General features: G+C 50.5%; 23 protein-coding genes. 11 read left to right on the forward strand and 12 right to left on the reverse strand.

Annotation, left to right across the window (positions count from 1 at the left end; genetic code table 11):
• Positions 1–38: 38 nt before the first annotated feature.
• Complete coding sequence (locus C2U43_RS18185) at positions 39–671, reverse strand: DNA-binding protein (protein ID WP_103285596.1); 633 nt, start codon at positions 669–671, stop codon at positions 39–41.
• A 186-nt stretch (positions 672–857) separates the two neighbouring features.
• Positions 858–2,756, reverse strand: a complete 1,899-nt coding sequence (locus C2U43_RS18190) for a methyl-accepting chemotaxis protein (protein WP_103285597.1) — start codon at positions 2,754–2,756, stop codon at positions 858–860.
• Between the two features lie 371 nt (positions 2,757–3,127).
• Between C2U43_RS18190 and C2U43_RS18195 the strand changes: the two genes are divergently transcribed.
• Positions 3,128–3,667 carry a DUF2058 domain-containing protein gene (locus C2U43_RS18195; protein ID WP_020996692.1) on the forward strand — a complete coding sequence of 180 codons (540 nt, stop codon included), beginning with the start codon at positions 3,128–3,130 and terminating at the stop codon, positions 3,665–3,667.
• 105 nt (positions 3,668–3,772) lie between these two features.
• Here the strand turns inward: C2U43_RS18195 and pgtA are convergent, their stop codons facing one another.
• The 3 genes from pgtA to pgtC are packed head-to-tail and all read right to left on the reverse strand — an operon-like array spanning position 3,773 to position 8,215.
• Positions 3,773–5,020, reverse strand: a complete 1,248-nt coding sequence (gene pgtA, locus C2U43_RS18200) for a two-component system response regulator PgtA (RefSeq protein WP_032944112.1) — start codon at positions 5,018–5,020, stop codon at positions 3,773–3,775.
• The gene (gene pgtB / locus C2U43_RS18205) at positions 5,010–7,004 is read right to left on the reverse strand and encodes a two-component system sensor histidine kinase PgtB (protein WP_172111188.1); all 1,995 of its coding nucleotides are present in this window, start codon (positions 7,002–7,004) and stop codon (positions 5,010–5,012) included. The genes pgtA and pgtB overlap by 11 nt, the downstream gene beginning before the upstream one ends.
• Before the next feature lie 11 nt (positions 7,005–7,015).
• Positions 7,016–8,215: a phosphoglycerate transport regulator PgtC gene (pgtC, locus tag C2U43_RS18210; protein WP_103285598.1), complete on the reverse strand. Its 1,200-nt coding sequence runs from the start codon at positions 8,213–8,215 to the stop codon at positions 7,016–7,018.
• A gap of 415 nt (positions 8,216–8,630) precedes the next feature.
• On the opposite strand from pgtC, the gene pgtP reads away from it, so the two are divergent.
• Entirely contained in the window at positions 8,631–10,022 is a 1,392-nt protein-coding gene (pgtP, locus tag C2U43_RS18220; RefSeq protein WP_048234793.1) for a phosphoglycerate transporter PgtP, read from the forward strand.
• Positions 10,023–10,131: 109 nt separating this feature from the next.
• On the opposite strand, the gene C2U43_RS18225 is transcribed toward pgtP, so the two are convergent.
• A complete protein-coding gene (locus tag C2U43_RS18225) occupies positions 10,132–10,374 on the reverse strand; it encodes a DUF2545 family protein (RefSeq protein WP_103285599.1) in 243 nt (80 codons plus the stop codon).
• Between the two features lie 440 nt (positions 10,375–10,814).
• Here C2U43_RS18225 and lpxP point away from each other — a divergent pair, with 440 nt between their 5' ends.
• Entirely contained in the window at positions 10,815–11,735 is a 921-nt protein-coding gene (gene lpxP, locus C2U43_RS18230; RefSeq protein ID WP_020996694.1) for a kdo(2)-lipid IV(A) palmitoleoyltransferase, read from the forward strand.
• 41 nt (positions 11,736–11,776) lie between these two features.
• On the opposite strand, the gene C2U43_RS18235 is transcribed toward lpxP, so the two are convergent.
• Positions 11,777–12,391: a lysozyme inhibitor LprI family protein gene (locus C2U43_RS18235; RefSeq protein ID WP_103285600.1), complete on the reverse strand. Its 615-nt coding sequence runs from the start codon at positions 12,389–12,391 to the stop codon at positions 11,777–11,779.
• 343 nt (positions 12,392–12,734) lie between these two features.
• Here C2U43_RS18235 and ypdK point away from each other — a divergent pair, with 343 nt between their 5' ends.
• On the forward strand, positions 12,735–12,806 hold the full coding sequence (ypdK, locus tag C2U43_RS18240) for a membrane protein YpdK (protein WP_010723117.1): 72 nt from the start codon (positions 12,735–12,737) through the stop codon (positions 12,804–12,806).
• Between the two features lie 67 nt (positions 12,807–12,873).
• On the opposite strand, the gene alaC is transcribed toward ypdK, so the two are convergent.
• A complete protein-coding gene (alaC, locus tag C2U43_RS18245) occupies positions 12,874–14,112 on the reverse strand; it encodes an alanine transaminase (RefSeq protein ID WP_003834862.1) in 1,239 nt (412 codons plus the stop codon).
• A gap of 387 nt (positions 14,113–14,499) precedes the next feature.
• On the opposite strand from alaC, the gene C2U43_RS18250 reads away from it, so the two are divergent.
• From C2U43_RS18250 to C2U43_RS18265, 4 genes are all read left to right on the forward strand, one after another.
• Complete coding sequence (locus C2U43_RS18250) at positions 14,500–16,197, forward strand: sensor histidine kinase (protein ID WP_008785387.1); 1,698 nt, start codon at positions 14,500–14,502, stop codon at positions 16,195–16,197.
• A 14-nt stretch (positions 16,198–16,211) separates the two neighbouring features.
• Positions 16,212–16,946, forward strand: a complete 735-nt coding sequence (locus C2U43_RS18255) for a LytR/AlgR family response regulator transcription factor (RefSeq protein WP_003834866.1) — start codon at positions 16,212–16,214, stop codon at positions 16,944–16,946.
• Between the two features lie 123 nt (positions 16,947–17,069).
• Complete coding sequence (locus C2U43_RS18260) at positions 17,070–17,738, forward strand: hypothetical protein (RefSeq protein ID WP_103285601.1); 669 nt, start codon at positions 17,070–17,072, stop codon at positions 17,736–17,738.
• A 33-nt stretch (positions 17,739–17,771) separates the two neighbouring features.
• On the forward strand, positions 17,772–18,092 hold the full coding sequence (locus C2U43_RS18265; protein ID WP_158654549.1) for a hypothetical protein: 321 nt from the start codon (positions 17,772–17,774) through the stop codon (positions 18,090–18,092).
• A 26-nt stretch (positions 18,093–18,118) separates the two neighbouring features.
• On the opposite strand, the gene glk is transcribed toward C2U43_RS18265, so the two are convergent.
• Positions 18,119–19,084, reverse strand: coding sequence for a glucokinase (glk, locus tag C2U43_RS18270; RefSeq protein WP_100272062.1), 966 nt, complete (start codon positions 19,082–19,084; stop codon positions 18,119–18,121).
• Positions 19,085–19,288: 204 nt separating this feature from the next.
• On the opposite strand from glk, the gene C2U43_RS18275 reads away from it, so the two are divergent.
• Positions 19,289–20,524 (forward strand): ion channel protein, encoded by a 1,236-nt coding sequence (locus C2U43_RS18275; RefSeq protein WP_008785389.1) that lies wholly within the window; start codon positions 19,289–19,291, stop codon positions 20,522–20,524.
• On the opposite strand, the gene C2U43_RS18280 is transcribed toward C2U43_RS18275, so the two are convergent.
• Positions 20,525–22,177 (reverse strand): alpha-keto acid decarboxylase family protein, encoded by a 1,653-nt coding sequence (locus C2U43_RS18280; RefSeq protein ID WP_103285603.1) that lies wholly within the window; start codon positions 22,175–22,177, stop codon positions 20,525–20,527. It abuts the gene before it with no gap.
• A gap of 182 nt (positions 22,178–22,359) precedes the next feature.
• Here C2U43_RS18280 and mgrA point away from each other — a divergent pair, with 182 nt between their 5' ends.
• Positions 22,360–23,349, forward strand: a complete 990-nt coding sequence (gene mgrA, locus C2U43_RS18285; RefSeq protein WP_048234784.1) for an L-glyceraldehyde 3-phosphate reductase — start codon at positions 22,360–22,362, stop codon at positions 23,347–23,349.
• A 137-nt stretch (positions 23,350–23,486) separates the two neighbouring features.
• Positions 23,487–23,813: a DUF2502 domain-containing protein YpeC gene (gene ypeC / locus C2U43_RS18290; protein WP_003834889.1), complete on the forward strand. Its 327-nt coding sequence runs from the start codon at positions 23,487–23,489 to the stop codon at positions 23,811–23,813.
• 32 nt (positions 23,814–23,845) lie between these two features.
• Here the strand turns inward: ypeC and C2U43_RS18295 are convergent, their stop codons facing one another.
• Positions 23,846–25,084, reverse strand: coding sequence for an Nramp family divalent metal transporter (locus tag C2U43_RS18295; protein WP_103285604.1), 1,239 nt, complete (start codon positions 25,082–25,084; stop codon positions 23,846–23,848).
• Positions 25,081–25,155 (reverse strand): hypothetical protein, encoded by a 75-nt coding sequence (locus C2U43_RS30235; protein ID WP_418219455.1) that lies wholly within the window; start codon positions 25,153–25,155, stop codon positions 25,081–25,083. Before C2U43_RS30235 ends, C2U43_RS18295 begins: the two co-directional genes overlap by 4 nt.
• Positions 25,156–25,297: the final 142 nt, after the last annotated feature.

Here is a 25,297-nt window from a genome sequence, read left to right on the forward strand (position 1 = left end):
TATGCTCCCCGTTATAATTCCTTCATTTACCAGTCAGTTCATCCCTGTGCCAGGCGATAAAAAGGCACATTCCTCACTGTTGCAGTAAGATTGTCGGACACCATTGTCTGCTTTGTCGCTATCCGCATCCCTGCTTTTCTCAGCCTCAACACATCAGCGGCAATACGCTGGCTGCCAAACCAGAAAAGCCCGTCCAGCGCAGTGACATCAAGGCCCGATTCCAGTGCCAGCTTCAGACGTTCACGCGGCGCTTTTACTGTTTTAGCAATCTGCTGATATGGCGCTTCGCTTGAACCTGCAGGACTAATGCGCCGGATACGATGTGACAGGCGGTACTGAAATTTATCCGGTATCCCACCGAGACTCGCTTTCAGGCTGTAAACACAACCAAAGCGTTTGCCGTTAAAGATGACGTTTTTCTGACTAAGCTGCAGCTCTTCACGCACGCTGGCAATCAGTTGTGGAGTACGGAGTAATAACAAGCGGAAAGGCAGCTCAAAGCTGGTCACGTAGTCCACATTCAATAAAGCAATACGCAGACGTTCTTGGGGCCCCGCCTTCATTTCCCGGCATTCAGCAATAACATCAGCCCACTGGCCGGTAAGACGGGAACACTCTGTCGCCTCAGTAAAACTATATTTTTCAGCCTGATAATCAATACGCTCGGTCACACTGAATTCCCTTCTGGCCAGATCTCGGTATTGGTTGCTCACTTTACCAGCGACGACATCCCTGTGTCAGAAATCTTTTTCTAACCCACTGAAAGTGCCTGACCAATCTTCCCTCGTATCCTCACCATGAGGATACGACAACTAACCGACCCGGTATGTTTTCCGGGTCGGTTAAACGGCGCCACGTCAGACAACAAAACGGTTAACCAGATCCTTCATGGTTGCCGACAGATTGTCCAGCCGCTGGCTGTCGCTCGCAGCCTGAGATACCAACGCCGCATTTTGCTGTGTAACCTGCTCCATCGGTCGCAATGCCAGGTTTATCTGGGTTACCCCTTGTGACTGCTCCGTCGCCACACGAGCGATATCCGCAATATATTGCTTCATACTGGTGGTATTATCCGCCGCGGCTTCCAGCGCGGTAGCAGATGCAGTAACCCGTTCAACGCCCTCACTAATTTTGACCATATTCTGCGCGACCAACTCACGGATTTGGTTAGCCTCTTTGGCGCAACGCTGCGAAAGATTTCTCACTTCACTGGCTACGACAGCAAACCCCCTGCCCATCTCTCCAGCACGTGCAGCTTCCACTGCCGCATTCAGCGCCAGTAAGTTAGTCTGAAACGAAATATCATCAATCGAGGTCACAATATTCGAGATTTTCTCACTGGAAGCGCGAATATCCCCCATGCTCTGGTTCGCCGCACTGGCAACGTTACTGGCCTGTCGGACCTCTTTTTCCAGTCTGATTGTCAGATGCTCAGCTTCGCGGGCATTATCCGCTGTTTGCGTAATCGCAGTTGATAGCTGCTCCATGCTGGCCACAGCTTCTACTATTGACGCAGCCTGTTCATCTGTACGTTGAGCCAGATCCTGATTTCCCGCCGTAATACTGCTACTGGCATCGGACAAAACCACGGAGCCTTGCTTAATCTCCTGTACAATATGCTGAATACTTTCCAGCATCGTGTTATAGGCACGATTAAGTGAGGAAAGCTCATCTTTGCCCGGGGTCGCCAGACGTTGAGTCAGATCGCCATTCATACCCGCAATCTTGCGTAGCGTGTCACTAAACTGACGGTGCATATTGATTGCGATGGCCCCAGCGAACGTCAATGATGCCAGGAGCGCTAACAGGCTAACAGCCATATATATTTGCCAGTTTTTTCGTGCATCCTGCGCGAGTTTTTCTGCATTCGCCAACAGACGATTCGCTGTCACATTTTCTATCTGCCGCATCACTTCAATACGCTGGGTTTGTACTTTAAACCAGGCCGTAGGATCGACACCAAATCCACCGTTCTCGACATGGTTAAACGCGATCTCGCGAAATGCGAGGGCTTTTGACGCTTCTGCTGACTGTAAGCGGCTTTTCAACATGGCCGCCTGTTCCGGTGAACTCAGGCGTAACGATTCTGCCAACCAAACGTTCTGTTTACTGACGACATCACTGAGTTGATGTAACTGTCCGTCGGCGAAATGGCCGGAGGAAAAGATATTTGATAACAGCGCCCGTTCAATACCCGCCTGTTCTTTCAAATTCAGCAGGTTGTAGTAGGCGGCGAATGCGTTTGCCATCTCGCCTGAATCCGTCAACTGCCCCAATCTACCCACAAAATTCAGCACATCAGCAATGACATTGGTATAAAACTTAACCACATCTGATGCTGGAAGCCCCAACTGCGTGACGTTTTCGCGGATGGTAGCGAGCGAAAGAATATTTTTCTTAAACGCAGCGACAGAAGTGGCGACATCCCCTTCCGGTAAGGCAGTATCGGACAGTGACCGCACAAATACCTCGATTTCGCGATCGGTCAAAGCCCGCTGTGCGTTTAACTCATCTTTGAACGTCTTCCCTTCAGCCCCCAGAAACCCGACACTCATGCCGCGTTCTTTTTGCAATTCATGCACTACATTTCCGGCACTGCGTGCGAGCGCTGTCAGTTGGGCAATATTCTCCATCTGCCGTTCTGTCTCAATGCGCGTTAATATTCCTGAACCAGCAAACCAACATAACGCCAGTAATAATGGTTGTAGCGCAATTATTAACTTCATTTTCATCGGCATTCGATAAACCCACCACATGCCACTTCCCTCCATTATCCATATCTTCATTATGGTTATCGGCGTAAAGAAGCGGCTCTTTAAATTTGAACAATGGGCAACCGTTTGTTTTTTAGATTAAATTTTTGCCAGAATAACTCTATTTAATTACTTCAATCAGAATAAAACCCTGACTAATACGGATTTGTAATCCTATAGTCCATTTTATTAACTTATTTGGCATATTATTTTTTATTAAAAAATCAGGTAATCATTAACTGATTCAAAAGAGAGAGAAGCACAGGACAGTGACAGCAGCCCGAGATAACAGCCATGGCGCGGCCATCATTCTGGCGTCCCGCCGAACGTTAAGGTTATAATCCTTGCAACGATTTTTTGGATTAGAAGCGACAATGACAAAACTTACCCTACAAGAACAGATGCTTAAAGCAGGTCTGGTCAGCAGCAAAAAAATGGCGAAAGTGCAGAGAACGGCGAAAAAATCGCGCGTTCAGGCTCGTGAAGCCAGAGAAGCGGTTGAAGAAAATAAAAAAGCACAGGTCGAGCGTGATAAGCAGCTCAGCGAACAGCAGAAGCAGGCCGCATTGTCTAAAGAATACAAAGCGCAGATCAAGCAGCTGATCGAGATGAACAAAATCACCATTTCCCGTGGCGATATTGGTTACAACTTTACTGACAATAACCTGATCAAAAAAGTTTATGTTGATAAGGTAACCCAGTCTCAGTTGATCAAGGGCCGTCTGGCCATTGCCCGCCTGACTGCTGAAAGCAGCAGCGAGAGCGAATACGCCATTATCCCGGCTGTTGTCGCCGACAAGATTGCCCAGCGCGATGCAAGCTATATTGTTCTCAATTGCGAACTGAGCCAGGAAGCGAAGGACGAAGACGATCCGTATGCTGATTTTGTCATTCCTGACGATTTGATGTGGTAAGAAAAACACCCCGATAATCACCCAGAGTTCCGTCGCGTATTTCGGTGAACGCTAGCGCCGCCACCGAAATGCCGTCAACCGCTCTTCTTCCCCACACGCCATCTGCTAAAACTTATAGTGTTCCTTGCTCAGTCCGTATTTTCTCATGCGCAAGTACAGTTTCTTACGCGGAATTTGTAAATACTCCGCCACTTCATTAATACGTCCCTGATGAATATTAAGCGCTTCGGTAATGATCTGTCGCTCGTACTCGTCGACCCGACGATCGAGCGGTGTCGGTTCGGGCAAATGTAGCTGTGGATTCGCGGTTTCAGCCAGTGGCAATAACCCAACTGCAAAAAGCTCGGCGGCATTGGCCAGCTCTCGAACATTGCTTAACCACACGCGACGCCGCATTCCTTTTAGTAATTCCCCGTCAACCTCGGGCACGGGATGATTCAGGCGCAGACAGGCTTTCTGCAGATAATGGCGAAATAGCGGCTCAATATCATCCGGGCGCTGAGACAGCGGCTGGCAACCAATTTGCGTCATCGCAAAACAGTAATAAAGTTCGGCCACAATCTGATTAGTTGCCGCCAGTTCCACCAACGAAGTGGCGCCAATGCCAATTAAGCGAAACGGACGCCGCTCCTGGCTTTGCAAATGCACCAGCTGGTGCTGCTGTTCGCGCGTCAGGCACTCAATATGGCTCAGGACCAGCGTTCCCCCTTGCGCCTGGGCAATAAGGTCATTGAGTTGCCCCGCATTCTCTAACGTCAATTCCCCGCGGATAAACGGTCCTTCAGCGCTGCGCCCAAGCTGATGCAAATAACGGGCTCCGGTCATACGCCCCGTTCCCGGCTCGCCATAAAACCAGACGGCAATATCCGTTTCAGCCAGTTGCCGTAAGCGCTGGCGGTACTGATTAACCCAGTCACTGTAGCCGACCAGTTCAACCTGGAGCTTTTGCTGGCAATAGTGACGACGTGCAATCACAGATTTTCTCTGACGCAACGCATCCTCTACCAACACCAGCAGTTTGCCTGGATCAACCGGTTTTTGCAGAAAATCCCACGCACCTTTCTTCACCGCGTCCACCGCCATCGGGACATCGCCATGTCCGGTGATCAACAGGATCGGAAGCTGATTGTCATCCTGATGAAACAACGTCATCAGGTCAATTCCATTACAGCCAGGCATACACACGTCGCTCAGGACAATCCCTGGCCAGTCGGCCTGCAGCCAATTTCGGGCATCAAAAGGGTTACTGCATGCGAATACATGATATCCCTCCTGTTCAAGCAACAAGGTGTAAGCGTCAAGAACATCGGCATCATCATCAATAAGCAGAACAGAATATTCATCACTCAACATCGTTTACATCCGTCAGATTAAATTGCAGAACGACGCAGGCATTGCGCCCCGGGGTCGACGCCAGGCGCAGTTCGCCGTTCATTTGCATCATTAACGATACACAAATCGATAAGCCAATACCGAGGCCAACATCCTTACTGGTGGTAAACGGTTTTAACAGTGATGGTAATAATGCTCCAGGCCAACCGGGGCCGTTATCGCTGATAAATACGCACAACCGGCTGCCTTCGGTCTGCCAGTGAACCTCTATTTTCGCCGCAACCGGACAGGCATCCAGCGCATTTGCCAGGACGTTTACCAGCACCTGCTGGATACGCACTTCATCACCAGCCACCCACACGCCCCGGTCTGGGAGCGTCAGCGTACCCTGCTGTGGCTTGTGTCGCATGGCCAACAGTTCCCAGGCAGCGTTGAACGTTTGTCGGAGATCGACCGGATGCAGAGGCGTGCCAGGTTCGGCCCGGCGCGCAAACTGACGCAGTGAACGGATAATGGCATCGATGCGAGTAATCAGCCCCTCCGCTTTGGTTAATGTGCTTCTGGCCTGAGCGGGTTGCCCCTGTTCGATTGCCCTCCCTGCCGTAAACAGGTACATCGACAGCGCATTCAGCGGTTGATTAATCTCGTGCGCCAGCGTGGTCATAGTCTGGCCGACCACCGCCAGTTTTGCCGTCTGGATCAGCTCATCTTGCGTTGCACGAAGATCGGATTCAATCTCCTTGCGCTCGGTCACTTCCTGCTCCAGCTGATTTTTTTGCGCACTCAACTGGCCCAAGGTATGACGCAGCAAGCCTGCAATACGCCCCAGTTCATCGCGTCCATATACCGGGATAGAGGCATCCGTTCTGCCAAGACCAATTTGCACCACGGCCTGGTTGAGCGCAGTAAAACGCTTCACCAGACGCGAGCGAATGAAGTAGTGGTTAAGCCCCCAGGCGAGAAGTAGCGCCAGCAGCGTCGCCAGCAGGATAAGTCCACCGCTGACGCGAACAATTTGTTCCAGCCGCTGGTTAAACGTCTGCATTTGCTGATGGCTACTCCCCAGTTGCGCTTCCAGCAGTGTTCGAAAGCGCCCAAGCGTGGCCTCTCTGGCATGGCTGGCATCAACCAGCGCTTTTTGCGCTGCGACATAATCGCGCATCGTATCGGGCATTTTATTTTTCATCATCCCGATTTCCAGCAGCTCATCGATAGTTTGTCGCAGTGTGATAGTACTGGGCCAGTCATCGAGGGTGCGGATATTTTCATCCGCCGTTTTCTTCAGATTTTCCAGGTAGCGGATGTGATTCTCCACCAGCATGCCATCGTCGCTACCCGATTTCAGTTCATTGAGCCTGTCGCGTAAATCATCAACGATCTGGTTTTCAATTCTTGCCAGGGTGTAGACCTGCTGCTGCTCATTTTGCACCTCTCGGGCACGTTTGAGATACAGCGCCGCATCACCATTTTTGGCCTCGATTTGATCCAGCAACGTCCCCTGCTGCCAGGTAAAATCCTGCACCAGTGAATTCAGCTCAGTAGTAAAATCATCATGTAGCCAATCAATGCGCGCGGAAAGCTCGCTCACTTTTTCGCGTACAAGGAACATGTTGTAGAGCACCCGGTCCAGTTCCGCCATCAGCGCCCGGCTATCCTGCAAAATCACCGCCAGCTGCTGCTGTTCTGCTGGTTGCAACCCCCTGCTCAGCACTTCGATTTTATCCAGATGCGAGATTATCTGATTGCGCAGTTGCAGCCTTACTGTTGTATTGGGAGCCAGCAGGAATTCATTTAGCTGGTCCACAACCAGGTTAAGATTTCCTTCAATCAAGAAAGCGGAATGCACTCGCGGGAAGTAATCATCAAGCGAATAGCGTATCTGCGAGCTCTGCTCATGCCAGGAGTACAAACTGACGCAGCTTACGCTCAACGTCAGTAATGCGCCCGTTAGAAAGGCTCCCCGCAGGCTGCTGCTGATGCTGAGTTGGCGAAGGCGTTGCAGTATCGATCCACCTTTCATTTTAATTCTTCCAGTTTTGATATCGCCTGACGCTGGTTTTTAAGAAACCAGAGCTGCCACTCCATCATCTGCTGTTCGGCAACGCTTTTATTATCAAACTGCGCAAGCCAGGCTTCATCTTCACTACTTTTGGCATCTATCGGAACGCTGGTCAGTAAGGCTCTGATTTCGGGTAGCGGGCGTTTCAGGCGTGCTTCCGCACTGTATAGTGCCCGCCATGCATCCTTCAGTTGCGCAAGACGGAAACTGATGGCGGTATCAAACATCCGCTGGACTAACTGTTGTCGCTTAAGGATCAGCCGATAATTAAGCGGAGGCTGGTTCAGTAAAATAGCCTGCTGAGCAGCGCGGGGATTATCAGATGCGAGCTGCGTTACCGGATATTTCCCCGTATTCGCATCAGCAAGGATCCGCTGTCCCTCCGGGCTTAACAAATAGCGGATAAAACGACGCGCTTCATTGGGGTGCTGGCTGTTCTTGAGAACAGCAACATAGGTTGGCGATACCGCCGAGCGTGGAAAATAGGTAAAAGCCAGGTGAGGATCGTTAAGCAACAGGTTGGCATAATTATCAATGACCGGCCCCGCCACGCCCAGGCCACTCTTAATTTTGTCGGCTACGCCAAAACTGCGTGATGAAATCGTCACCAGATTTCCAGCACTCGCCAGCAGCGTCGCCCACCCCGCTTCCCACCCTTTTTGCTGTAGCAATGACTCAACCATCAGATGGTTGGTATCCGAACGCGATGGGCTACTCATCAACAGCGCGTTCTGATATTTGGGCAGCGTTAAATCCCCCCAGTCGGCAGGAGGCGACAGATGCCGTGCCACCAGCGCAGAACGATTAATCAACAGACCAAAACCAGATATCGCCACTGCCACGGAGGTCGAACGGATAGAGTCTGGCACCAGCCGCTGGCTTTCCGGCAACGCATTTTCGAAAGGCGCCAACTTCTGATGCTCCTGCAGATGCTGCAACAGCATAGGGGATGAGGTCAAAATCAGATCAACATTTTCCGCATTCGCGGTATCCAGCAGTTGCTCCAACGAACTGCTGGTCCGGTTTAACGTGCGAATCATCACCGACCCCGGTTCAGTCTGCCAACGCTGAATAATCCAGGCCGTTGCCCCAGGGGAAAAGGTTGTCGCCATTACCAGCTCTTTACCCTGCGCCAGGCAACTCACCGACAACGACATAAAACAGAGCGAGAACGCCCAACAACGCCCCCGGCCCAAAAGTCTGTTTGTGATCCCGTTCATAAATACCAACATACGCAAAAAATAATATTGAGACAAAACTTACCCGTTTATCACCGACTGGGGGAAGAATAAGGTTATTCGTAGAATAACCAAACGGAAAGTGACGACATCGGTAAAGAATACCCGAAAACGCAGTCTGAATTTGTTAATATCCGCACACGCCGATGATAAAAGCGTTCGTAAAAGAATAGAATTGAAAAGCCATTATTTAAAAAGAGTCAAAATCAGCCACGCAATCCACAAATTGTGTCAATAGTGACTCATTTCATCAACTTGAGTTTCTCTACCGTCTATTTCACTCTTCACTGCGAAAAATCCTGATATTCACATCAATATAAATTTAGGTGATGATATGTTATCCATATTTAAGGCAGGGCCAGCGGCAAATAAAGTCCCGGCGGAGAAAGTCCAGGAAACTTATGGCCGATACCGCATTCAGGCATTACTCAGCGTATTTCTTGGCTATCTTGCGTACTATATTGTGCGTAATAACTTCACGCTATCAACACCGTACCTGAAAGAACATCTGGATCTCAGTGCCACGCAAATTGGTCTACTCAGCAGCTGCATGCTTATTGCCTATGGGATCAGTAAAGGCATTATGAGTAGTCTGGCAGACAAGGCCAGCCCTAAGGTCTTTATGGCATGCGGCCTGGTTCTGTGCGCCATCGTAAACGTCGGTTTAGGATTCAGTACCGGATTCTGGATTTTTGCCGCTCTGGTCGTTTTCAACGGTTTGTTTCAGGGAATGGGCGTTGGTCCTTCATTTATTACCATCGCCAACTGGTTTCCGCGTAAAGAACGTGGACGCGTCGGCGCATTCTGGAATATTTCTCACAACGTTGGCGGTGGTATTGTCGCTCCGATTGTTGGTGCCGCCTTTGCCATTTTAGGGAGCGAGCACTGGCAAAGCGCCAGCTATATTGTCCCGGCCGGTGTTGCCGTACTGTTTGCTTTTATTGTGCTTATTCTGGGGAAAGGTTCACCGCGCCAGGAAGGCTTACCGGCTCTGGAACAAATGATGCCGGAAGAAAAAGTAGTATTAAATTCCCGACACACTGACCAGGCGCCAGAAAATATGAGTGCCTTCCAGATCTTCTGCACCTATGTGCTGCGTAATAAGAATGCCTGGTATGTTTCACTGGTAGATGTCTTCGTCTATATGGTGCGTTTTGGCATGATTAGCTGGTTGCCTATTTATCTGTTAACCGAAAAACATTTCTCGAAAGAGCAAATGAGCATCGCTTTTCTGTTTTTTGAATGGGCGGCAATCCCTTCCACATTACTGGCGGGCTGGCTTACCGATAAACTGTTTAAAGGCCGTCGCATGCCGCTGGCCATGATTTGTATGGCGCTGATTTTCGTCTGTTTGATCGGCTACTGGAAAAGTGAATCCCTGCTGATGGTCACTATTTTTGCCGCCATTGTGGGTTGCCTGATCTATGTTCCACAGTTCCTCGCTTCTGTTCAGACGATGGAAATCGTCCCCAGCTTCGCAGTAGGTTCTGCAGTAGGACTGCGCGGATTTATGAGCTACATTTTTGGCGCATCGCTGGGCACCAGTCTGTTTGGCGTAATGGTCGACAAAATGGGGTGGCACGGCGGCTTCTATCTGCTGATGGGGGGTATTGTTTGCTGCATCCTGTTCTGCTACCTCTCTCATCGCGGTGCGCTGGAACTTGAGCAACAGCGAAAAAATGCTCAGCAAGAGGAAGCATCACTCCAGTTGGCGGATGCCCGGTAATTCATTTCGGTCTCACAAAAAAGTGCCAGCGATGCTGGCACTTCGATAAACTCAGATAAATAATAAATAACTCAAAGTGATAATTTATTGCTAAACGTAAGATTGCAAATTATTGCTTACCATCCGCGACCATAAAGCGAATGATCAAACCACATGTCGGAGCAAGAAACAGGAATAATCCAGTTACCATTTCGTTACCATTGGTCAGCCGCATAGTAAAAACGTAAATTAATGCCGTAAGGATGGCCATGCCGAGAAAAGCGCTAATTGACGCCGCAGCGCCTATAACCTGCCAGATATAGCAACTGACGGACAGAATGCTCAGTATGAGAAAGGTCCAGAAATAGAGCATAGCGATACCTCCTGTCTGCCGTAAACTTAACGTAAGTCCTTACACTCCCTTAACTTTATATTCTAAGACAATTCCTATCCGCATGCAATTTGAGCAACATTTTATTCACAAAAATTATTCGACCGCTTACTATTACACTGTTTCTCCGTCGTTTATTTAATCATCATAAAAACAACGAATTATATATAGGCGAAATTTTGCCCTTAATCGCCCTAAAAACATTTACGAATCTTGAGTAATTATTTCTGGCTGACATTAATTTTCGGGTGTACATTGTGCGTCCGATCATTCATGCCCCCTCGTGGTTTTGTCCTGACTCAGTTTTACACTCTTTACAGGAACCAATGTCGTTCATGGCGGCCTAACGATCAGTGCAGAGTGTAAAGCGACAGCCAAAGAATCTTCGCGATACATCTATTTCGTATCAACAACAGGTGCTTATGTTCCCCCAATGTAAATTTTCACGCGCGTTTTTGCATCCGCGCTACTGGCTCACATGGTTTGGTGTTGGTGTGCTCTGGTTACTGGTACAGCTTCCCTATCCCGTATTGTGTTTTCTTGGTACCCGTACAGGAACGCTGGCTCGTCCATTTTTAAAACGCCGTGAATCTATTGCACGTAAAAATCTCGAACTCTGTTTCCCAAATCTGTCACAGGAAGAAAGAGACAAACTGGTCGATGAGAATTTCCGTTCGCTCGGCATGGGGCTACTTGAAACAGGTATGGCCTGGTTCTGGCCGGACCGTCGGGTGCGTAAATGGTTTGATGTAGAAGGGCTGGACAACCTGAAGCGCGCTCAGATGCAAAACCGTGGCGTGATGGTCGTTGGCGTACACTTTATGTCGCTCGAGTTGGGTGGTCGCGTAATGGGGCTTTGCCAGCCAATGATGGCAACCTATCGTCCGCACAATAATAAGTTGATGGAGTGGATCCAAACCCGCGGTCGTATGCGCTCCAACAAGGCGATGATCGGCAGAAATAATCTGCGTGGTATTGTCGGCGCCCTGAAAAAAGGCGAGGCAGTGTGGTTTGCCCCCGATCAGGACTATGGTCGTAAAGGGAGTTCATTCGCCCCCTTCTTCGCAGTCAAAGACGTGGCGACCACCAACGGTACCTACGTGCTGTCACGATTATCGGGCGCAGCAATGCTGACCGTAACCATGGTGAGAAAAGCAGATAACACCGGTTACCGCCTGTTCATCACCCCAGAAATGGAAGGTTACCCGGCAGATGAAAGCCAGGCTGCGGCGTATATGAACAAAATTATCGAAAAAGAGATCATGCGTGCACCCGAGCAGTATCTCTGGATCCACCGTCGCTTCAAAACTCGCCCGATGGGTGAAGCTTCGTTGTATATCTAAAAAGAAAGGCCGTAAGGCCTTTCTTTTTTTCTACGGTTGAATTACTTAACGCCCCATTTGCTGAGCAGCTCAGCCATTCGCTCGTTGTAGTTGCGGGCGATGCAGGCTGATTTATCCTGTTCCTTCCAGCACTCGTTGCGCCCTTTCACCCAACCGCGCTGCTCTGCTTTCAGCGTCGGGTTATTGCTCGATTTAACCAGCGCCTGCTTGTAGGCCCCGTTTAACGCTAAATCCATTTCTGAGAGCGAAGGACTCTGGCAGATAATCTCTTCGATACTGCCCTTTGCAACCGCAGCGCAGGAAAAAGAGGGTCCAGTGCTGGTCGATTTTTTGGCCCCAGAAAAGTCAATATTATCTTCAGGCAGGCATACCCCGTGCTTTCGATTCGGCCCACTCCAGGAAACGTCCGGGTTTCCGTCATCTTTACGAGAAATAGAAACCGTATTGTTCCCGCTTTTGGCTTCCCAGTAATTTTCATTGAAGGCCTTCACCGTCGCCTTCGAGCCATCAATCCAAACATTGCCTTTGCCATCACTATTCACACCACCAATACTTGCGCAGCTGAAATTAAACGCCAACGGTGAGGCCGCCATCGACGTCAGTGGCGTAAAAACGAGTGCTAACATCATTAATCTGGTCATTTTTAACCTTTTCATTATCTCATTCCGCGAAAAATTAACCGCATTAACATCATGGCGATATGAGAATTCTCCGAGTAACCATTCCGTCGCTCAATAGCAATTTATTACCGGCAGAAATTAAACTGTCGCCGAATCACGACACTTGTAAGTTATTAAAATTAAATAAAAAAATGCCTCTTGTCTCTCCTCATTTTTAGGCGTACATTAGCGCCGTCTGGAGCATTAAAGCTCAGAATTCTGAGGTGATGCAGCCAAGCAAATGAGGGGTATTCTCCCTTTCGTTCGCGAGTGCATCAGCTCTCTGTCAGGTAAGCATATGTTCATTTAGACGTACCCCAGGTACGCGGAGAGATGAAAAGTGAAATATTTCTTTATGGGCATTTCTTTTATGGTCATCGTTTGGGCCGGTACTTTCGCCCTGATGATCTAAATTAAAAGACGCAGCAAAAAAACAGGAGCCATCAGGCTCCTGTTTTGCATTTTGGGGGAACATTCTGTCAGTCGGTACTTTCAGAAGCCGATTTTGCACTGGTCGGTAACAGGCCATCTGCGCGAAACATCGCCTTGATGCCGCGAATAGCCTGGCGGGTACGGTCACGGTTTTCAATCAATGCAAATCGCACATGCGTATCACCATAATCACCAAACCCAATCCCTGGCGAAACGCATACCTTCGCTTCGTTCAGCAGCTTCTTGGCAAACTCAAGTGACCCCATCCCGGCGTATTGCTCTGGAATTTTCGCCCAAACGTACATTGAGGCCTTTGGCATCTCGACCATCCAGCCTGCTTCATGCAGTCCTTTGACCAGCACATCGCGACGACGTTTATATTGCTCAGCGATATCCCGTACACATTGCTGATCGCCTTCCAGCGCGGCAATTGCCGCAACCTGCAGTGGCGTAAAGGTCCCGTAATCGTGATAGCTCTTGATTCGCGCCAGCGCGTTCACCAGCGTTTTGTTGCCCACCATAAACCCGATACGCCATCCCGCCATGTTGTAGCTTTTCGACAGGGTGAAAAATTCAACAGCGACGTCGCGAGCGCCGGGTACCTGCATAATCGATGGCGCCTTCCAGCCGTCATAAACAATATCAGCGTAGGCCAGGTCGTGAACCACCAACACGTCATAGCGTTTAGCCAGGGCCACCACTTTCTCAAAGAATTCCAGCTCGACGCACTGCGCGGTCGGGTTGGATGGGAAACCTAAGATCATCATCTTCGGCTTCGGGTAACTTTCGCGTATTGCGCGTTCCAGCTCATTAAAGAAGTCGACACCCTCAACCAGCGGCACTGAACGCACCTGCGCGCCTGCAATCACCGCGCCATAGATATGGATGGGATAACTTGGGTTGGGCACGAGGACCGTATCACCGTGATCGAGCGTTGCCAGCATCAGGTGCGCCAGCCCCTCTTTGGAACCGATGGTCACAATGGCTTCGGATTCAGGATCGATCTCAACGTCATAGCGTTCCTGGTACCAGCGGGAAATCGCCCGACGCAAACGCGGAATGCCGCGTGAGGTGGAGTAACCGTGAGTATCCGGGCGCTGCGCCACGGTACACAGTTTTTCGACAATGTGAGGAGGCGTGGCCCCATCCGGGTTCCCCATACTGAAATCGATAATATCTTCGCCGCGCCGACGCGCAGCCATCTTCAGTTCAGCGGTGATGTTAAAAACGTACGGGGGAAGGCGATCAATACGCGTAAAGCGACGTTCAGGGCGGGAGTCAGCCATAATATCCTCAGATTAACGTTAGCGCCCGGACCGTCCGAGCGACGCTGCCACGATGGTGGCACGTTTAGAAAATAGCCTGAATAATTTCCTTCTGTCGAGAGGCAAAACAAAATATTTTTTCCTGACGAAAAAGAGGAACAGCTGAGTAAAATGAGGAAATAACCATTTTCACAACCCGCCAAAAATTACCATCATTTAACATTTTGTTGTTAAATACATTACCTTGAACGCAGTACTCACAGGACAGGTATTGTAAATACAACAATCATGCAACAATCCCCTTTTAATATTATGGTTTTTCCCCATTAGCTCTGAACTGCGGGGGTGCTGGTCATCCTGCCTCAGGTTACCTATCATAGTGGTTTAACCCTTGCGCAAGAGTCACCCGTGCACGAAATATTCAATATGCTGCTGGCGGTATTTGACCGGGCAGCACTGATGCTGTTCTGTCTGTTTTTCCTGATTCGTATCCGCCTGTTTCGCGAACTGTTGCACAAGTCAGCCCACTCCCCAAAAGAGCTGCTCGCCGTTACCGCGATTTTCTCCATGTTTGCCCTGTTCAGTACCTGGTCAGGCGTACCGGTTGAAGGTTCTCTGGTCAATGTGCGTATTATCGCGGTCATGTCAGGAGGGATCCTGTTCGGTCCATGGGTTGGCATTATTACGGGGCTGATCGCAGGCACCCACCGTTACCTGATCGATATTGGCGGCGTAACTGCCCTACCCTGCTTTATTACCAGCATTCTGGCTGGCTGCATTGCCGGGTGGATCAACCGTAAGATCCCCAAAGCGCAGCACTGGCGCGCGGGTATTTTAGGCGGAATGCTGTGCGAATCACTGACCATGATACTGGTCGTCGCCTGGGCACCCACCACCGAACTAGGGCTGGATATTGTCTCAAAAATCGGTATCCCGATGATCCTCGGCAGCGTCTGTATTGGTTTTATCGTGATGCTGGTACAAAGCGTTGAAGGTGAGAAAGAAGCCAGCGCTGCAAAACAGGCCAAGCTGGCGCTGGATATCGCCAACAAAACGCTGCCGCTCTTTCGCCAGGTCAACAGCGAGTCGTTACGTCAGGTGTGCGAAATTATTCGCCACGATATCCACGCTGACGCGGTTGCAATCACCAATACTCAGCACGTTCTGGCCTATGTTGGCGTCGGAGAGATCAACTACCGCGATAACGATGACTTCGTCAGCCCTACCACGCAAGAAGCCATAAATCACGGTAAAATAATCATAAAAAACAATGATGAAGCGCATCGCACCCCGGAAATCCACTCTATGCTGGTGATCCCGCTTTGGGAGAAAGGCGTCGTGACCGGCACGCTGAAGATCTACTACTGTCACGCTCATCAAATCACTTCCTCGTTACAGGAAATGGCGATCGGTCTGTCGCAAATCATCTCCACCCAGCTTGAAGTCTCCCGCGCAGAGCAACTACGAGAAATGGCAAATAAGGCAGAGCTACGCGCGCTGCAAAGCAAAATAAATCCCCATTTTCTGTTTAATGCCCTGAACGCGATTTCATCGTCGGTACGCCTTAACCCGGACACCGCACGTCAGCTCATTTTTAATTTGTCGCGCTATCTTCGCTATAATATTGAATTAAAAGACGATGAGCAGATCGACATCAAGAAAGAGCTGTATCAAATCAAGGATTACATCACCATCGAACAGGCCCGCTTTGGCGACAAGCTGACCGTTATTTATGATATCGATGAAGAGGTAAGCTGTTTTATTCCCAGCCTGCTGATTCAGCCGTTGGTCGAGAACGCTATCGTCCATGGGATCCAGCCCTGCAAAGGGAAAGGTGTGGTCACTATCAGCGTTGCGGAGTGCGGCAACCGGGTACGGATTGCCGTACGAGACACGGGTCATGGTATCGACCCAAAAGTGATTGAACGGGTCGAGTCCAATGAAATGCCGGGCAATAAAATTGGTCTGTTGAATGTGCACCATCGCGTTAAGCTGCTCTACGGTGAGGGATTACATATCCGCCGTCTGGAGCCAGGCACAGAGATTGCCTTTTATGTACCTAATGTGCACTCGCCCGCAGCCGCGCCAACTACATTATTGCTTTAACCAGGAGTGAAGTCGTGAAAGTCATCATTGTTGAAGATGAATTCCTGGCCCAACAGGAACTGAGCTGGCTGATAAAAGAGCACAGCCAGATGGAGATTGTCGGCACGTTTGACGATGGTCTGGACGTGCTGAAATATCTCCAGCACAACCGCGTTGACGCCATTTTTCTGGATATTAATATTCCCTCGCTGGACGGCGTATTGCTGGCACAAAATATCAGCCAGTTCGCACATAAACCCTTTATTGTGTTTATTACCGCGTGGAAAGAGCATGCCGTTGAAGCCTTCGAACTGGAAGCTTTTGACTACATTCTGAAGCCGTACCAGGAATCACGCATTGTCAGCATGCTGCAAAAGCTGGAAGCCGCCTGGCAGCAACAGCAAACGGGAACGTCCCCTGTAAGTCCGGTGGCCCGCGAAAACGATACGATCAACCTGATCAAAGATGAGCGGATCATCGTGACCCCAATCAACGACATCTACTACGCTGAAGCGCATGAAAAGATGACGTTCGTCTATACGCGACGAGAATCATACGTCATGCCGATGAACATCAGCGAATTTTGCAGCAAACTGCCGGCTTCGCATTTCTTCCGCTGCCACCGCTCGTTCTGCGTAAATCTGAATAAAATCCGCGAGATCGAACCCTGGTTTAACAACACTTATATTCTGCGTTTAAAGGATCTGGAATTTGAAATCCCGGTTAGTCGGAGCAAAGTGAAAGAATTCAGACAATTAATGCATTTATAGTGCTGAAAAAGCGTGACGAATGGAGAGCACAGCGCACGCTTTCAGTTGTTTCCGCGACGAACGGGATAGCGGAACTAAGTTTGTAGTATATTGGTCGTCACTCTATTTTTTACAGGTGATGTCATGGCGAAGCTGAGCGAAAAATATCAACGTACATATCTACGCGAATACGCAAAAGAAGCGGAAAAAAATGCCCTGATATGGATAAGTACGGACGATTATTTAGCTGAGTGCCTGGATATTCATGAACAATGCCATCTGGATTATTCACTGCAACAACAGCTGAGTTCATGGCTTTTTATGCTGCGCATGAAGCGCAGCCCGGATTTATTAGGATATAAAACCGCGATACAGTCAAATGATATGGAATCTCTACACTTATCCCTGCGACAGTCTGCGATGATTAAACATGTGACGCAGGGTGTGGACTCAGGCTGCGATCACAGTATTAATGTATGGACGACACTAGAGATTCTTGCCGCGGGTTTATTTGACCGAGTACCACTCTTATTGCCTGAAAAATTGGGTATGAGTGATAACGGTCACCCTGTTAACCTGGCCATGACGAATTTAATGATGGCGGTGTGGTACAAACGTGCAGACTTTGCAGTGGATGCCAGAAAAAGAGCGCAAAAGGTACTGGCCGCGAAGCAGACAGCAAGCGATATGTTCATCCTCCGCTACCTGATGGCGCTCCTGGATGAGGATGTGACAGAAGCAGGGACACAACTCAATTTATATTGTAAAAGCGTGTCTGCATTGAGAGAACCAGGGCTCACTAAGCTCCATTAAATGTTCTGGCCATACGCGCACGGGTTATACAACATGGCTTATATTGTATTGGGCAAAGATAAACTCAGCGCGATGCCAAAACCAACCGCAGAGTGTTTTATGGACGATCTGGCGGAATGGCAAAATAAAAATAACTATCGCCATGGCCCGCTATTTGTTGAATACCCTAAACCAATTGACCTTATTAACACCCTGATCTCATGCACGCCGCCAGAATGTTGTTTGCATCAACCCTATCTGGATACCGATAAAAAATATAAAAACACAAGATACCTGCATGCCGATTTATTTGAACAACAGATGATCAAGATAATTTTAGAAAATATGAACAGCCAGAACGACAAGGCCGGATAAGCGCTGAGCGCCATCCGGCCCTGACCTTACAAAATATGGCCCAGCGTCTGACGTAAATGCGCACCAGCGCCAAGTAGTCCAGGATTATCGTGCACGATCAGATACACCGGAATATCCTGCACGTAGGCTTTAAAACGGCCTTTATCTTCAAAACCACCACGGAAGCCCGATGCTTTAAAGAAGTCGAGGAAGCGCGGCACAATACCGCCGGCGATGTACACACCGCCAAATGTGCCCAGCGTTAACGCCAGATCGCCACCAAAACGTCCCATGATGACGCAGAACAGCGACAGCGCACGACGACAGTCAATGCAGGAATCTTCCAGCGCCCGTGCGGTGATATCCTTCGGCTGCAGATTTTCCGGCAGGCGTCCGTCAGACTTGACGATCGCGCGATACAGATTCACCAGTCCCGGACCAGACAGCACGCGTTCTGCGGACACGTGACCTATTTCCGCGCGCAGAACCTCAAGGATAATTCCCTCTTCCTCGCTGTTAGGCGCAAAATCCACGTGGCCGCCTTCACCAGGGAGGCTTACCCAGCGTTTATCCACGTGGACCAGATGCGCCACGCCGAGCCCGGTTCCTGCGCCATAAACAGCAATAGGTTTACCTTCAACAGGTTCCGCGCCACCAAACTGGATTAAATGCTCTTTTTTCAGCATCGGGATCGCCATCGACACAGCGGTGAAATCATTGATGATTTCCAGATGGCTGAAGCCCAGGTTTTTTTTCATCTCAGCAATAGAGAACGCCCAGGTATGGTTGGTCATTGCCACCCAGTCGCCGGTTATCGGACAGGCAATGGCAATACAACCATCTTCAACGCTAACGCTATGCTCATCCAGGTACACGCGCACCACCGCCTCCAGACTTGGAAAATCCAACCCGGAATAGGTTTTTGCCTGCGAAATCTCGCCGCTGGCAATATCGCACAGAGCAAGACGCGCGTTGGTGCCGCCAACATCCCCTACTAAAGCATATTTTGTCATTCTTCCACTGCTCCGCTAAAGTCAGAATAAATCTTTGCCACACTGTAAATTCATGGGGACATAACAACAACGGTCTGAAGGCTGATGCCCGTGGAAAATCGATCCAGATCACACAATTACTTTATCGTTTCAGCACCATTTGCAGCGATGTCGTCAGACAGGCTGTGCAAACTATGTCTATGACTCTGTTTTAAGGAATAGAAAATGCTCCATCCGCGAGCCAGAACGATGCTCTTGCTATCAACCCCAGCGCTAATCATTGGCATAGCGTCCAGCCTGGTGTTGATCGTTGTGATGAAAGTGGCTTCCGTTTTACAGCAGTTTTTGTGGGAACGTCTGCCTGTTAGCATCGGTATAGCCCAGGACTCTCCGGTCTGGATTATCGGTATGCTGACACTCACGGGGATCATGGTCGGGTTAGTAATCCGTTACAGCCATGGCCACGCAGGCCCGGATCCGGCCTGTGAACCGTTAATTGGTATGCCGGTGCCAACGTCAGCAATACCGGGCCTGCTGGCAGCACTAATCCTCGGCCTCGCGGGTGGCGTCAGTCTGGGTCCGGAACACCCTATCATGACCGTGAATATCGCACTGGCAGTGGCACTTGGTAGCCGCATGTTTCCGCGCATTGCGAAGCTGGACTGGACCATTCTCGCCTCTGCCGGCACCATCGGCGCACTATTTGGTACCCCCGTTGCCGCCGCGCTGATATTTTCGCAAACGCTGAATAGCTCAAACGATGTGCCCTTGTGGGATCGCCTGTTTGCACCGTTAATGGCCGCCGCCGCAGGTTCACTAACCACCAGCCTGTTTTTTCACCCCCATTTTTCACTGCCTATCGCGCACTACACGCAGATGCACTTGATCGATATCCTCAGCGGCGCGGTTGTTGCTGCCATCGCCATTGCCGCTGGGATGGTTGCCGTCTGGTGTCTGCCGCGTTTGCACCATTTAATGCATCGATTAAAACACCCGGTGCTGATCCTCGGGGCAGGCGGTTTTATCCTTGGCATTTTGGGTGTTATCGGCGGGCCGCTTACCTTGTTTAAGGGACTGGACGAAATGCAGCAAATGGCGTTTAGCCAAACGCTGGGGACATCAGATTATTTCATGCTCGCCGTGATCAAACTAACGGCATTAGTGGTAGCAGCGGCGAGTGGTTTTCGCGGCGGACGAATCTTCCCGGCGGTATTCGTTGGCGTCGCGCTTGGCCTGATGCTGCACGCCCATGTTGAAGCGGTGCCGGCTGCCATCACGGTTTCTTGCTCTATTCTCGGGCTGGTGCTGGTCGTCACCCGTGACGCCTGGCTGAGCCTGTTTATGGCAGCAGTGGTGGTGCCAGATTCCACCCTGCTGCCACTGCTGTGTATCGTCATGCTGCCCGCCTGGCTGCTGCTGGCAGGCAAACCGATGATGGTCGCTGAGCGCCCTGATAAATAGCTATCCGCCGTTGCGAGATTCCAGCGCACGGGTCACCGTGCGCAATAATTCAGGAAGATCGGCTTTCGGTAGCACCACCTCAATTAACGACAGTCGTTGCGGATGGGACAACCGGGCCAGCACCTCTTCCAGCTGTACCGCCTGCTTCACCCGCCAACATTCGGCCTGACATTCACGACTAAACGCCTGCGGCACCGACGTCCAGCTCCAGGCGGCGATGTCGTTATAGCGCTGATTTGCCCCGTGTATGGCCCGCTCCACGGTATAACCGTCATTGTTGAGCAGTAAAATAACCGGCGATTGCCCGTCTCTGAGCATGGAGCCCAGCTCCTGAATGGTGAGCTGCGCCGCGCCATCGCCAATAATCAGGATCACCCGACGGTCCGGACAGGCCGTTTGCGCGCCGAATGCCGCCGGGAGCGCGTAGCCGATGGATCCCCACAACGGTTGAACCAGTACTTCCGCCCCGCAAGGTAGTGAGAGCGCAGCCGCGCCAAAGGCGGCGGTTCCCTGATCGACGAGGATAATGTCATCAGGCTTCAGAAACTGCTGTACCGTGTGCCAGAAGTTTTCCTGCGTCAGTGGGCCCTTCTCAACCTGAACACGCCTAATTGGCGGACGTTCTGGCGGTAGAGAAAACGACATTTCCAGGCACAGCTCACGTAATGTGGTGACCGCCTGCTCCATCGGGATGTTAAACCAGTGGGATCCAATTCGTGACGCATGGGGCTGAACGTCAATGGTGCGATCCTGCGGTAGCTGTTGTGTAAACCCAGCAGTCAGGGTGTCGACAAATTGTATGCCGACACACATTATCGTATCGGCATCTTCTATCGCCTGACGTACATAATCGCTGCTGGCTCCAGCGCTGTACGTGCCAACAAACGCCGGGTGACGCTCATCAAACAGTCCTTTGCCCATCAACAACGTGGCATGAGCCATCGGCGTTTCTGCCATCCAGCGCTGTAAAACCGGCTGCAGACCAAAACGCAGCGAGAGGAAGTCGGCCAGCAACGCTACGCGTGGGCTGTCCAGCAATCGTTCACGGGCATGGTAGCGAAACGCCTCTATCACGCTGCTTTCCGGCTCGCTCAGAGGAACAATCATAATATCATTCGGTGGCGTAGCAGGCTGTTTAGCCACATCAGCAGGCAGCATCAGATAGCCCGGCCTGCGCTCGCTGAGCATCATTCGCAACACACGGTCAATTTCATAGCAGGCATTTTGTTCATCCAGTATCGCGCTGGCCGTTGTTACTGCCTGCTGCATGCGGTAAAAATGCTGAAAGTCACCGTCACCCAAAGTGTGATGCATCAACTCTCCGCGACGCTGCGCGCCGCGACAGGGTGCGCCGACAATATGCAAAACAGGAACATATTCCGCGAAGCTACCCGCAATACCGTTAATTGCGCTTAACTCGCCCACACCAAACGTGGTGAGCAACGCCCCTACCCCGGATACCCGGGCATAGCCATCTGCCGCATAAGCCGCATTCAATTCATTCGCACACCCGACCCAACATACGTCGGGATGTTCAATCACGCGGTCAAGAAACTGCAAATTATAATCGCCCGGCACACCAAAGAGATGGCCGACGCCACAGCCTGCCAGCCTGTCCAGCAGATAATCAGCAACGGAATACGGGGTTTGCATGACAGCTATCCTTCTGACGGTAACCTCATGTTGAGTATCGAAGAACTGTGATGACTGTCCAGGAAAGTCGCTGTGAAAGGGTGGAAAGCAGGATTTACAGTTTTGGCGGTTAAAATTCATTGAAGAATCGACGGTGTAACCGTATACACTGAAAGACACACGCATTGTGGAAGGGAGGTGACATGGTTTATCACGCAGATGAAAATCGTTATCAGACAATGGAGTACCGCCGCTGCGGTCAAAGCGGCCTTAAGCTCCCGATTGTCTCTCTGGGTTTGTGGCACAATTTTGGCGATACCACACAGGTCGAGAACAGTCGCGCATTGTTACAGCGCGCATTCGATCTGGGAATCAACCATTTTGATCTGGCAAATAACTATGGTCCACCACCGGGTTCGGCAGAACGTAATTTTGGTCGGATCCTGCAGGAAGATTTTTTACCGTGGCGAGATGAGCTTATTATCTCCACAAAAGCGGGCTACACCATGTGGGAAGGTCCCTACGGTGACTGGGGTTCACGCAAATATCTGATTGCCAGTCTAGATCAAAGCCTGAAGCGTCTGGGGCTGGAGTATGTCGATATCTTCTACCACCATCGCCCCGACCCTGAAACACCGCTCAGAGAAACCATGCGCGCGCTGGATCACATCGTCCGTCAGGGCAAAGCGCTGTACGTCGGGTTGTCTAACTATCCGGCAGATCTTGCCAGGCAGGCGATTGAAATACTCGACGATTTAGGTACGCCATGCCTTATTCACCAGCCCAAATATTCCATGTTTGAACGTTGGGTCGAAGGTGGCTTGCTGTCACTATTACAGGAAAAAGGTGTCGGCAGTATCGCCTTCTCACCGCTGGCTGGCGGACAGTTAACCGACCGCTATCTGAACGGCATTCCTGCGGATTCTCGTGCGGCAAGCACCAGTCGCTTTCTGAATCCGGACCAGATCACTCCACAAAAGCTGGAAAAAGTGCGGGCGCTGAATGTGCTGGCAGAACGACGCGGGCAAAAGCTTTCCCAAATGGCGCTGGCATGGGTGTTACGGGATGACAAAGTCACGTCCGTGCTGATTGGCGCGAGTAAAACGGCGCAGATTGAAGACGCTGTCGGTATGCTGGCAAACCGTCACTTTACGTCTGAAGAGTGCGCGGAGATTGATGCTATCCTGAGTTGATTGAAATAAAGACACATTTATTAACAAAAAGTGCTCTCACTTGCGATTTAAGAGTTAAGGCGATGAAACGGGGCTTTACTGCCCCGTAATATTACGTTAACAGGCCGGCTACGGCTCGATCGTGAAGGAGAGAAAACATGTTCAGGTCACTGATTCTGGCGGCAGTCTTATTGGCTTTTACACCGCTGGCCGCGAACGCTGGCGAAATCACCCTGCTGCCATCAATAAAATTACAAATTGGCGATCGCGATAACTACGGTAACTACTGGGATGGCGGCCGCTGGCGCGACCGGGATTACTGGCACCATAACTATGAGTGGCGCAAAAATCGCTGGTGGCGTCATGACAATGGCTACCATCGTGGCTGGGACAAACGCAAAGCTTATGAGCGTGGTTATCGTGAAGGCTGGAACGATCGTGACGACCACCGCGGTCGCGGGCGTGGCCACAAACATCATCATTAATGTAACAAAAGGGCCAATAGGCCCTTTTGTTTTTACAAACCGAGTGCGGTTCCTACCAACAGCCAGATATTGAGCGCCACCACCAGCAGAACAATCACCCAGCCTACCTGTTTTACCCAACGGGTATTCACCAAATCGCCCATCAGCTGACTGTTGCTAGTGAAGATCAACAGCGGCACCAGCGCCAGTGCAATACCAAAACTGAGCAATACCTGGCTCATCACCAGAATACGCGTCGGATCCAGTCCCATCAAAATCACAATAAATGATGGCATCATAGTGACGGTACGGCGTACCCAAAGCGGAATGTGAAAGCGGATAAACCCTTGCATCACCACCTGCCCGGCCAACGTACCGACCACGGTAGAAGAAAGTCCCGCAGCCACCAGGCTTAAACCGAATACCGTCGCCGCAGCGTGACTCAACAGCGGTTCAAGTGTCAGATACGCTTGATCGAGATCGGCAATACCGGTATGCCCGCTAAAGTGAAATGCAGCGGCAGCCGTCGCCATCATCGCCAGATTGACAAATCCAGCAATCGTCATGGCGATTGCCACATCCCATTTCGTGGCCGCATAGCGCTGTTGACGTGTTCCGCCGTGCAGATGCTGAGTTAAGGAAGAGTGCAGATAAATGACGTGTGGCATGATAGTCGCGCCGAGCACGCCAGCCGCCAGGAACACCGCTTCAGAATTAGGCAGGCTCGGGATAACCATTCCCTTGCTAAGTTGCGCGAAGTTCGGCTGGGAAAAGATCAGTTCCACAATGTAAGCCGCTGCCACAAACAGCAGCAAGCCGCCAATCACTTTTTCCAGCGGTTTTTGCCCACGGCGCTGCAACATCAGAATCAAAAAAGTCGCGATACCGGTGAGCACGGCCCCCTGCAATAACGACACGCCGAGGATCAATTTGAAACCAATCGCGGCACCAATGAATTCAGCAAGGTCTGTCGCCATGGCGATAATTTCGGCCTGCACCCAGTAGAACCACACCACCGGACGAGGATAGTGATCGCGAATTTGCTCCGCCAGGTTTTTACCCGTGGCAATACCCAGCTTTGCCGACAGCACCTGAATCAGCATCGCCATCAGATTTGCCCAGACCACCACCCACAACAGTTTATAGCCAAAGCTGGCCCCTGCCTGGATGTTGGTGGCGAAGTTGCCCGGATCGATGTAGCCGATCGCCGCGATGAACGCAGGTCCCATTAATGCGAGCTTCAACTTGCGCGCTGCCCGTCCACTGCTACTCTCAACGCGATCGTTAGTCATTTTAGTGCCTCAGAAACATAGCCTTTGCTATGTTTCAAGCTACGCCTATTGAGAATGATTATCAAATTCATTTTAATGGGTGAAGTTGATTTCTCTGATAGCGTTTGTCTATGGATCGATAAGGATTCTGGAAATACCGGTGAGATGTTTAATTATTGTTATGAGATTAGCACAATGACATAACTTTTCACTTCCATACTAAACATAACAGAA

Source organism: Citrobacter freundii complex sp. CFNIH9 (assembly GCF_002903305.1).
Lineage (GTDB): Bacteria > Pseudomonadota > Gammaproteobacteria > Enterobacterales > Enterobacteriaceae > Citrobacter > Citrobacter portucalensis.

What these genes read in the sequence shown, in the direction of transcription:
- glk (WP_100272062.1), bottom strand. Translation starts at nt 19,084, where the DNA reads ATGACAAAATATGCTTTAGTAGGGGATGTTGGCGGCACCAACGCGCGT.
- ypeC (WP_003834889.1), top strand. Translation starts at nt 23,487, where the DNA reads ATGTTCAGGTCACTGATTCTGGCGGCAGTCTTATTGGCTTTTACACCG.
- alaC (WP_003834862.1), bottom strand. Translation starts at nt 14,112, where the DNA reads ATGGCTGACTCCCGCCCTGAACGTCGCTTTACGCGTATTGATCGCCTT.
- pgtP (WP_048234793.1), top strand. Translation starts at nt 8,631, where the DNA reads ATGTTATCCATATTTAAGGCAGGGCCAGCGGCAAATAAAGTCCCGGCG.
- C2U43_RS18195 (WP_020996692.1), top strand. Translation starts at nt 3,128, where the DNA reads ATGACAAAACTTACCCTACAAGAACAGATGCTTAAAGCAGGTCTGGTC.
- C2U43_RS18235 (WP_103285600.1), bottom strand. Translation starts at nt 12,391, where the DNA reads ATGAAAAGGTTAAAAATGACCAGATTAATGATGTTAGCACTCGTTTTT.
- mgrA (WP_048234784.1), top strand. Translation starts at nt 22,360, where the DNA reads ATGGTTTATCACGCAGATGAAAATCGTTATCAGACAATGGAGTACCGC.
- C2U43_RS18275 (WP_008785389.1), top strand. Translation starts at nt 19,289, where the DNA reads ATGCTCCATCCGCGAGCCAGAACGATGCTCTTGCTATCAACCCCAGCG.
- C2U43_RS18260 (WP_103285601.1), top strand. Translation starts at nt 17,070, where the DNA reads ATGGCGAAGCTGAGCGAAAAATATCAACGTACATATCTACGCGAATAC.
- C2U43_RS18190 (WP_103285597.1), bottom strand. Translation starts at nt 2,756, where the DNA reads ATGTGGTGGGTTTATCGAATGCCGATGAAAATGAAGTTAATAATTGCG.
- lpxP (WP_020996694.1), top strand. Translation starts at nt 10,815, where the DNA reads ATGTTCCCCCAATGTAAATTTTCACGCGCGTTTTTGCATCCGCGCTAC.
- C2U43_RS18265 (WP_158654549.1), top strand. Translation starts at nt 17,772, where the DNA reads ATGGCTTATATTGTATTGGGCAAAGATAAACTCAGCGCGATGCCAAAA.
- C2U43_RS18280 (WP_103285603.1), bottom strand. Translation starts at nt 22,177, where the DNA reads ATGCAAACCCCGTATTCCGTTGCTGATTATCTGCTGGACAGGCTGGCA.
- pgtA (WP_032944112.1), bottom strand. Translation starts at nt 5,020, where the DNA reads ATGTTGAGTGATGAATATTCTGTTCTGCTTATTGATGATGATGCCGAT.
- C2U43_RS18295 (WP_103285604.1), bottom strand. Translation starts at nt 25,084, where the DNA reads ATGACTAACGATCGCGTTGAGAGTAGCAGTGGACGGGCAGCGCGCAAG.
- pgtC (WP_103285598.1), bottom strand. Translation starts at nt 8,215, where the DNA reads ATGTCGTTGTCGGTGAGTTGCCTGGCGCAGGGTAAAGAGCTGGTAATG.
- C2U43_RS18225 (WP_103285599.1), bottom strand. Translation starts at nt 10,374, where the DNA reads ATGCTCTATTTCTGGACCTTTCTCATACTGAGCATTCTGTCCGTCAGT.